Origin of the sequence: Pseudoalteromonas mucoides (assembly GCF_049257175.1) — a bacterium.
Lineage (GTDB): Bacteria > Pseudomonadota > Gammaproteobacteria > Enterobacterales > Alteromonadaceae > Pseudoalteromonas.
This window is the reverse complement of sequence record NZ_JBMMUC010000022.1, coordinates 57,410-65,411: the sequence shown is the minus strand read 5'-3', so window position 1 is coordinate 65,411 and position 8,002 is coordinate 57,410. Positions and strand designations below refer to the sequence as shown.

The 8,002-nt window shown below is 39.9% G+C and carries 8 protein-coding genes; 2 read left to right on the top strand and 6 right to left on the bottom strand.

Going from position 1 to position 8,002, the window contains the following annotated elements; translation table 11 throughout:
- Positions 1 to 334 precede the first annotated feature (334 nt).
- Positions 335 to 862 carry a lactoylglutathione lyase gene (gloA, locus tag AAEU30_RS19795; RefSeq protein ID WP_421962039.1) on the top strand — a complete coding sequence of 176 codons (528 nt, stop codon included), beginning with the start codon at positions 335 to 337 and terminating at the stop codon, positions 860 to 862.
- A gap of 94 nt (positions 863 to 956) precedes the next feature.
- Positions 957 to 1,352 carry a hypothetical protein gene (locus AAEU30_RS19790; protein ID WP_421962038.1) on the top strand — a complete coding sequence of 132 codons (396 nt, stop codon included), beginning with the start codon at positions 957 to 959 and terminating at the stop codon, positions 1,350 to 1,352.
- 158 nt (positions 1,353 to 1,510) lie between these two features.
- On the opposite strand, the gene htpX is transcribed toward AAEU30_RS19790, so the two are convergent.
- The 6 genes from htpX to bioB form a co-directional block, all read right to left on the bottom strand.
- Positions 1,511 to 2,374 (bottom strand): protease HtpX, encoded by an 864-nt coding sequence (htpX, locus tag AAEU30_RS19785; protein ID WP_421962037.1) that lies wholly within the window; start codon positions 2,372 to 2,374, stop codon positions 1,511 to 1,513.
- A gap of 214 nt (positions 2,375 to 2,588) precedes the next feature.
- Positions 2,589 to 4,151 carry an FAD-dependent oxidoreductase gene (locus tag AAEU30_RS19780; RefSeq protein ID WP_421962036.1) on the bottom strand — a complete coding sequence of 521 codons (1,563 nt, stop codon included), beginning with the start codon at positions 4,149 to 4,151 and terminating at the stop codon, positions 2,589 to 2,591.
- Positions 4,152 to 4,259: 108 nt separating this feature from the next.
- Positions 4,260 to 4,943 carry a dethiobiotin synthase gene (gene bioD, locus AAEU30_RS19775; RefSeq protein ID WP_421962035.1) on the bottom strand — a complete coding sequence of 228 codons (684 nt, stop codon included), beginning with the start codon at positions 4,941 to 4,943 and terminating at the stop codon, positions 4,260 to 4,262.
- 7 nt (positions 4,944 to 4,950) lie between these two features.
- The gene (locus tag AAEU30_RS19770) at positions 4,951 to 5,751 is read right to left on the bottom strand and encodes a methyltransferase domain-containing protein (protein ID WP_421962034.1); all 801 of its coding nucleotides are present in this window, start codon (positions 5,749 to 5,751) and stop codon (positions 4,951 to 4,953) included.
- Positions 5,748 to 6,887: an 8-amino-7-oxononanoate synthase gene (locus AAEU30_RS19765; RefSeq protein WP_421962033.1), complete on the bottom strand. Its 1,140-nt coding sequence runs from the start codon at positions 6,885 to 6,887 to the stop codon at positions 5,748 to 5,750. Before AAEU30_RS19765 ends, AAEU30_RS19770 begins: the two co-directional genes overlap by 4 nt.
- The gene (bioB, locus tag AAEU30_RS19760) at positions 6,887 to 7,927 is read right to left on the bottom strand and encodes a biotin synthase BioB (RefSeq protein WP_421962032.1); all 1,041 of its coding nucleotides are present in this window, start codon (positions 7,925 to 7,927) and stop codon (positions 6,887 to 6,889) included. Before bioB ends, AAEU30_RS19765 begins: the two co-directional genes overlap by 1 nt.
- Between the last annotated feature and the right edge of the window lie 75 nt (positions 7,928 to 8,002).

Here is an 8,002-nt window from a genome sequence, read left to right as displayed (position 1 = left end):
GGTTAAGACGTTTTAATGGCATTGGTACAGACTACATTGAGAATTATTTAAGCTGGTTTAGGTTTATGGAAGATAACACTGAGTATTCAGATCAAACATGGATAAAAGAGGCATTATGATATGAATTTTCAATACCCACACTCAACTACAACACAGCCATAAATAAACAGTATATAACAATGTGCCATTTTTCGCTTATAAAACATCCAACTCATTAGCTTGTAATTTAACTAGGTGGTTTTAATTTTTGCTGCTGTTGCTTATGATGTGCGTATTCCCTACCTTTTTAATATTCATTAAGGTTTTTTAAGTAATTTTCACTAAGGATGAACTCATGTCGAGCTATAACGAAACGCCAGAGCAAGTTGCACAGGCCACTGAGGGCTATGTGATGCAACAAACTATGTTGCGTATTAAAGATCCCAAACCATCACTTGAATTTTATGAAAACGTATTAGGTATGAAGCTACTAGGTAAATATGACTTCCCTGCGATGAAATTTACACTGTACTTTTTAGGCTATGAACAAGACATGCCAAAGGGTGATGATAAAGAAAAGACCGAGTGGGTATTTGGCCGCCCTGCACTTATTGAGCTTACTCATAATTGGGGCACTGAAAACGATGATAGCTTTACCGGCTATGTAAGTGGTAATGAAGAACCCAAAGGTTTTGGCCATATTGGCATTAGCGTACCTGATGTGTACGCAGCGTGTGAGCGCTTTGCCAAGTTTGATGTAGAATTTGTTAAAAAACCAGATGATGGCTCGATGAAAGGCTTAGCTTTTATAAAAGACCCTGACGGTTATTGGATTGAAATACTGTCACCGGAGGGCATTACCGATATTATTCTTTCTCAATAAGATAAATCTACTATAGTTTTATAACTAACTTTAGCCTAATATTTTACTTTAATATTAGGCTAAATTTCATGGAAAAAAACATAAGGGAAGTGAAATGTTAAGAGTAATAATTGTATTCGCCATTTTTCTGGGAGGTTGTAGTTCAATGGTGACCATTCCAAGAGATAATAAGGATGCCCTTCGTTATTCTCCTGATATAAAGGAAGATAGTTTAACTTTTAACGCTAACTATCAAACTCTAGTTAAATGTTGGGATGAGAAAGCAGAGAAGCAAAAGATTAATTTCTCAAATGCTACTTATACCAATATATATTCAGACTTGGGGGTTGCTGAAATAACCGTCAGTTATGACAACTATTACTACTTATTTATTGAAGTTTTGAAAGTAACAAGTGATGTATCTACAGTAAATGCCTATGGAATGGGAGAAATAGGTAACTCAAATATTCCTAATTGGCTAAGCATAATGAGAACTTGTGCTAATGAGTGACTATCACATTAAGTATTAGATATATAATCTAAGCTCATTAAATCGAATTAGGCAATTGCACTAAATACTCTAAATAGGTATAGCCACTAATTCTTATTTTCACTATCTCAAAAAAAAGCCAGCTTAAGCTGGCTTAATATATTTACTAATTTACATAATTATTTACGAAGTGCGTCTATGCGTGCATCAAGCGGTGGGTGAGATGAAAACAGCTCTGCCATACCTTTACCGCTAGCAATACCAAAGGCCATCATTGAGCCTTGTAATTGCGATGGGTGGTTTTGCTTTAATCGCTCAAGCGCTGAGCGCATTTTATCTGCACCTACCAAATGCGCTGCACCGTTATCGGCTGCAAATTCACGTTTACGGCTGTAATGCGCCACAACCACACTCGCTAACACGCCAAATAATACTTGGAATAACATGTCGAATAAGAAGTAAGTCCAGCTACTGCCGCCCTCTTCTTCATCGCTATTAATAAAGTTATCAACGATACCGGCCAATACTTTGGCAGCAAAAATAACAAAGGTATTAACCACACCTTGTATCAGCGTAAGGGTTACCATATCGCCATTAGCTACATGAGACACCTCATGGGCGAGTACAGCTTCGGCTTGGTCTTGGCTCATGTTATGTAACAAACCAGTACTTACCGCCACCAGCGAGTTGTTTTTACTTGGGCCTGTTGCAAATGCGTTCATCTCTGGGCTGTCGTATATGGCTACTTCAGGCATTTTTATACCGGCTTTTTTTGCTTGTTCAGCTACCGTATTTACTAGCCAATGTTCTGTTTCGTTGCGTGGTTGCTCAATAACCTGCGCACCAGTTGATTTTTTTGCCATCCATTTCGACATATACAACGAAATAAACGAACCACCAAAGCCAAATACCATTGCAATCAGTAAAATTCCACCTAGACTACGATGGCTTAAGCCCAGCACACTCATTATTATTGAAAGTACAACACCTAAAACCAACATAACCGCTAGGTTAGTTAATAAAAACAAAAATACACGTTTCATACATGTTCTCCAAAATAATATTTATTGCTGAGCGATTTAATCGTTGTTGATCGACCATAGCAATTACTGCGTAATGACAGATTATGTCACAACATCTGGGCTATTCTGTGACAAACTATGTCATAACGCAAGAGTTATTTATCACTTTATAAATAGATATTTTCTGGGGATTGAAGTTAGAAGTGATGAAAGCTAACTGCATGTTAGCTTTTATTTAGGTTGAATTTTTTAGGCTGTTATTTATACCAGCCATCGCAACAGGAAATCCACGTTCTTTTGCGAGTACTTGCGCAATGTGAGTTATTTCTTCATTACTACTTTGCTTTAAGTAAGGCCATTGATGATTGACTCGATGATGATTAATATCAGGTTCACTGCCAACTAAGCCTAGCTGTGTAAATTCAGCAACAATTTCATCTGCGGCTGTGAGTGTTGATGAAGCTTTTACATTTTCTGCACGAGCATAGCTTAAGTGCGAATATAAACTCACATCGGCTACTCGCAGTGTATCGTCTTCTCCTGGAATTTGCTGACCACCAAACAGTGCATTATTTTGTATATTTGCGCTTTTAAACGCAGGAACAAACTCAGCCACGTAATCGATGGCTTTTTGACTGCGTGCTTTTAGCGCCGCTTCATCCCAGCCTTCACTAATATAATTTATGTATTTATGTGGCAGCTTAGGCTGTGCACTATTAGCGGGTGTTTCAACAAGACCATCGTTAAATAACGTTATGGCATTGGTCATACCGTGTATTTGATAATAGCCATTAGGGTATGGCGTTAACTGTGCCATGCCTTGAGGTGTGCCGCGGTTACCATAAATAATAATTTCTGGCATTTGTCCACCAGCACCCTGCCAATGAGAAATATACGATGCTTTAAACTCAACCATACGTTTAGTATCAACACCCACCATATCGTCGATTTCTCCAATTTGAAACCCACAGGCATTAATCAGGTAATCAACCTCAATGGTTTCACTGTTGTGGCTGTGATCTCTTTGGTATTCAATGTTCCACTTTATTGCTTGGTTTTTAGCACCTTCTTGTGGAATTACCTTTGTTACCTGTTTGACGTGAGTGTTTGTCAGTATCGTTGCGCTATCATATTGTGCAAGCGCAAGCTGCGCACTGGCTGATAAACGAAATATATTCCAGCCATACTCTTGGGCAACAATAAGTGGGTATTTAACTTTGTTTAAGTCTAAGTGTTTTGCAACAGGGATCATCCATTGCTCAAGTGTTTTGGGCTCAGTGACTTGCTGCTTTTTTGACAGCGCAACCATTTGTTCATAGCTGAAAAGCTGATAATAATCCTCAGGCTCACCGAGTACTTGGTTATTACTATCTTGCTTTATCAGCTCTTTGTAAACCTGCGTAAGCTTATTTAATCGAGGGAGTAAATCATCTGGTGAGTCGTTATCTCGTGTTGGCACTGCAAATACTGTGGGGCGTACATCTATTGTGTAGGGGTAAAGGCGTAAAATATCTATACACTGTTTGAGTAATTCTATGCAGTCTTCATCAGGGATTTCGCGATATAAATTTCCCCCTGCATGTAAATGGCACATAGGCGGGCCATCAATCAGTGAATTTTTTTTCTCAAAAACAGTGGTATGAATACCCAATGCAGCTAATCTTATTGCTATTGTTGCCCCAGCAGTACCTCCACCTAAAATACCCACCCGCGTTTTAGGCATAGCTTTTGTGTGTGCTTGTAAATCGGCTTTTTCGTGCGTATTTTGAGCATGGCCTTGAATAAATGGGTGTGTCATGTTCGTTGTCGTTTCCGTAGTAACAATAGCAATGTAGTCATAGACTTAATATGTGTACTAAGGCAGGCTATTTCAAGATTTGCACTCCAGCATTTTGTCATTTAACACTTAAACATTGAGTGACAAGGTATTAAGTAAGGTTTTATATATTTGTAACTTAGGTGTTTGCTCACTATATGGGCAAATAGCAAGTATTGGGAACGGTAAACGTGCTTTAAGTGAATCTAGGTTTGCCTGGTATTCATCCATCGTCGGGTCTACCTGGTTAGCAATCCAGCCTACGCAGTTTATCCCCAAACTTTGCATATGGGCAGCGGTCAATAATGCATGATTTAAGCACCCTAACTTCATACCAACCACTAATATAACTGGTAGTTGCTCAGCCTTAACCCAATCGTACAGATAATGGGTATCATTAATTGGTAATGCCCAGCCACCAGCCCCTTCCGTGAGTAAGTATTCTGCCCCTTGTTGCTTAAGTGTTGTATACGCACTACTAAGCTTATCAAGCGTGATTGTCACACCGACTTGCTCAGCTGCTATGTGCGGCGCTATTGGTGGAGCAAATGCAAAGGGGTTGATTACATCATATTTAGCACTCACTGTTGCGCTTTCCATCAGCATCAGAGCATCTGCATTGACCAGTTGATCAAATGCCATTTCACACCCAGCTGCTAGCGGCTTGAAACCGATGGCATTTTTTTTATGCTGAGCAAGTAGTTTTAATAGCAAGCTGGTAACGTGGGTTTTACCTGCATCGGTATCGGTACCGGTGATAAAAAATTGTTTCATAAATTTGTTACTCTTTTTGTAAGCTCAACAACCCTACTTGGTAACTAACCGCAACCTGATTTGCTATCAATGGGTATTGTTCGCACACTTTTTTTAATGCTGACTTAGTCAGTAAACCTTGGCGTTTATTTTGACTGTGTAAGTGTGTTGCCCCAATTGCTTTAATTGATCGTAATGCATGTAAAGGACTTGGATAAACGTCTTGGTAGCATTTTAGTTCTGCACTTTCAATAATAAAACCTGTATTTTCAACAAACTGCTTTATTTGTTCAAACGAATGAAATTCATTAACATGGGTTTGGTTATCAACAGCGCTAAACGCTGTTTTTATTTCGTTTAATGAACCATCGCACACGCAGCTTAAATATACCCGCCCACCCGGTTTTAATATTCGCATAACCTCATTAAGTAAATAGCCTAAATTAGCAGACCATTGCACAGCAAAGTTACTAAATAATGCATCAACTGATGAAGACTGAAAAGGCAAAGCATCCATATCGCCGCATACAGCAGTTTTATCTGCATTGCTTTGTTTTAACATAGCGATACTTAAATCAAATGGTAATACGTAATCAAAATACTTATTGAGCTTTACAAGATTAACTCCCGGCCCTGCACCTAAGTCTATACAAGTATGTGTATGCTGAGGATTAATTTTTTTAAATAATTCATTTGCGGCACGCTTTTGCACATTGGCATGTAAAGCATAGTTAGTTACAGCCTGAGAGAACCTCGCGGCTGTTTTACTTTTTGCTAATGTATCGCCTTGCAAAGGTTGCAATATTTGATTGCGTAATAATGCACTCATAAATTACTCGCCAATTCACTAACAAGTCGTTCTATGTCATCTGAGTTATGACCGGCCGTGAGTGTGATTCGTAATCGCGCTGTATTAAATGGCACCGTTGGAGGGCGAATAGCACTGAGCCAAATACCAACTTGTTTTAACTTATTAGCCGCGTGCAAGGTTTGCTCGGCGCAACCAAGTACAATCGGTTGAATCGCTGTAGATGATGGCATCAGTGCAATTTTGTGCTGTTTGGCAAGCATTTTAAATTGATTAATATTAGCCGCTAATTTTGCGCGTTGTTTATTACCACGCTCAGATGTGATGTGTTTTAACCTCGCCAATGTGTGCTGTGCAATGAGCGGTGACATACCAGTAGAGTAAATATAATCACGATTATATTGCAACATATAATCAATCACTTCTTTAGTACCTAGCACGCACGCTCCACTACTTGCAGCGGCTTTACCAAATGTAATAACTAAAAGCTGGGGTTTAATTTTCTCGCAGCTGCCTAGTCCGTTCTCACCTAGCACACCAAACCCATGGGCGTCATCAATCATCAACCAAGCATTGTGCTGTTTAGCTATTGCAGCGAGCTCAGCTATGGGGGCTTTATCGCCATCCATTGAGAACACACCTTCACTGACAATTAATTTATTTGTCGCTTTTGATTTTTCAAGACGTGATGTTAAGTGTTGCATGTCATTGTGGTTAAATCGCATCATCGCAGCTTGAGAACCTAAGCCACCGTCAAGTAAACTGGCGTGATTTAATTTGTCATGAAACATCACACTTTGCTGCGCAGCGTGTTTATCTTGAAATAGCGCTTTTAATACACTGCTATTAGCACTAAACCCGCTGTTAAATAATAGGGCCGACTCATAACCAAGCTTGTCACATAAAAATGCTTCCAACTCTTGTGCTGTATCAGTATACCCTGTTACAAGCGGTGAGCTATGACTGCCCAGCTGAGCCCCCTCAATTGGCGCATCGAATTGAGCAAAGCCCAAGTAATCATTACTGGCAAAGTTGAGATACGTTTTACCATTGACTGTAATTTCACGTGCATTAGATTGGCTGACTAACTGTCGCTCACGCAAGAGCGCATCTTCTTGGCGTTGTTGAAGATGCGTTTTAAGGTATGTAAAGGCCATTATGCTTCGTAGAACAGCTCAGACGTAGCTTTGTCTGCCACTTGTGAAATCAATGAGGCTTCATGTGCTTCATCTGAATAATCGTGGCGTTTTTCAGGGTTCATACCCAGCTTTTTAATTAGGTTCATATCGGCATCAGCTTCAGGGTTTTCTGTGGTAAGCAGTTTATCACCATAAAAAATTGAATTTGCGCCTGCAAAAAAGCACATTGACTGCATTTGTTCGTTCATCGCGTTGCGCCCTGCTGATAGACGCACATAGCTATGTGGCATCATAATACGCGCGGAGGCTATGGTGCGGATAAAATCAAAATGATCTAAGTCGTCAACATTTTCAAGTGGCGTACCTTTTACTTTAACCAACATATTAATAGGTACGCTTTCTGGTTGCTGTGGTAAATTTGCCAGCCCCATTAATAAACCAAACCTGTCCGAAGCTTGCTCGCCCATGCCAACGATTCCGCCAGAACATACTTTCATACCAGCATCTCGCACATTTCCTATGGTGTCTAAGCGGTCTTGATATGTTCGTGTGGTAATAATTTGCTCGTAATATTCAGGCGATGTATCAAGGTTATGATTGTAGTAATCAAGGCCTGCATCGCGTAATGCATGGGCTTTGTCATTATCAAGCATGCCCAGTGTCATACATGTTTCAAGGCCGAGCTCTTTGACTTCTTTAACCATTTTAGAAATGTATGGCATGTCTCTGTCTTTTGGATCTGACCAAGCAGCGCCCATACAAAAACGGGTTGCGCCTTTTTCTTTTGCAACCCGAGCTTGCTCAACTACTTTTTCAACTTCAAGCAGGCGTTCACGTTCTAAATCTGTTTTGTAATGGCCTGATTGCGGACAGTATTTACAGTCTTCTGGGCAGGCGCCTGTTTTAATAGAGAGCAGAGTCGATATTTGCACTTCATTCGGGTTAAAGTTAGCGCGATGAACTGACGCAGCTTTAAATAATAAATCATTAAATGGCATCTCAAAAAGTGCTTTTACCTCTTTGTGTGTCCAATCGTGGCGAACGGCTGCAAACTCCATAATTCTCTCTTTTTATTTTCATGACGGTGGATATTGGCTTAGTCTACGACTTGGCGTAACATTGTCAACGAAACG

Bases quoted from the DNA above. Each gene is read 5' to 3' on its own strand.
- gloA (WP_421962039.1), top strand. From the start codon at position 335: ATGTCGAGCTATAACGAAACGCCAGAGCAAGTTGCACAGGCCACTGAG.
- AAEU30_RS19790 (WP_421962038.1), top strand. From the start codon at position 957: ATGTTAAGAGTAATAATTGTATTCGCCATTTTTCTGGGAGGTTGTAGT.
- htpX (WP_421962037.1), bottom strand. From the start codon at position 2,374: ATGAAACGTGTATTTTTGTTTTTATTAACTAACCTAGCGGTTATGTTG.
- AAEU30_RS19780 (WP_421962036.1), bottom strand. From the start codon at position 4,151: ATGACACACCCATTTATTCAAGGCCATGCTCAAAATACGCACGAAAAA.
- bioD (WP_421962035.1), bottom strand. From the start codon at position 4,943: ATGAAACAATTTTTTATCACCGGTACCGATACCGATGCAGGTAAAACC.
- AAEU30_RS19770 (WP_421962034.1), bottom strand. From the start codon at position 5,751: ATGAGTGCATTATTACGCAATCAAATATTGCAACCTTTGCAAGGCGAT.
- AAEU30_RS19765 (WP_421962033.1), bottom strand. From the start codon at position 6,887: ATGGCCTTTACATACCTTAAAACGCATCTTCAACAACGCCAAGAAGAT.
- bioB (WP_421962032.1), bottom strand. From the start codon at position 7,927: ATGGAGTTTGCAGCCGTTCGCCACGATTGGACACACAAAGAGGTAAAA.